Origin of the sequence: Blautia luti (assembly GCF_013304735.1) — a bacterium.
GTDB lineage: Bacteria > Bacillota > Clostridia > Lachnospirales > Lachnospiraceae > Blautia_A.
Genome location: NZ_JAAITI010000096.1, coordinates 1 through 571, shown reverse-complemented (window position 1 = coordinate 571; position 571 = coordinate 1). Strand labels below are relative to the sequence as shown.

Here is a 571-nt window from a genome sequence, read left to right as displayed (position 1 = left end):
TGGATAATTCCTTACTGGCTGTAAGGGATATTAACCATAAATATATTGTAGTAGAGAAAGTATTTTGGTAGTTACGGATTTAAGAAAAACCAAAATTCATGTCCCTGGCATACAATATAGCGCTCCAACCACTCATTAAAAGGAAGGTTAAAACGATCGGTGTCAGGAGCTGGATAACATAAATAATCGTCTCTACCTTCTAATACAGCTTGTAAATCCATGGTTATATCACCTATATCTTGCAGAAAAAGAATGGGAAGATGATAGGTGAATTCTGGATCAGATAAAATGGGTGTATTATTCCAAACCTCTTTTTGATTAAGAGCTTCTTTTAAAGAGTAGATGGTACAGCTGACTAGAGAACTACCCTCTTCTCCACAAAAAAGCTCCATTCCATTTGAACAAGATAAAAAGGCTTTATACGAAGCGGGAAGTTTCATGTTGGGAAAATATTTTTCAAATAACTGAATTTCTTCGGAGGATACAGGTGGGTAAAATTTATGAGTTACTTTTATAGAGAGTATGAAACTTTTTCTGTAAAATAATGTTTATAAGGTTCTTCTATGATACA

The 571-nt window shown here is 33.8% G+C and carries 1 protein-coding gene; it reads right to left on the bottom strand.

The window, feature by feature from the left end; translation table 11 throughout:
* Positions 1 to 71: 71 nt before the first annotated feature.
* Positions 72 to 515 (bottom strand): SMI1/KNR4 family protein, encoded by a 444-nt coding sequence (locus tag G5B06_RS18590; RefSeq protein WP_330606767.1) that lies wholly within the window; start codon positions 513 to 515, stop codon positions 72 to 74.
* Positions 516 to 571: the final 56 nt, after the last annotated feature.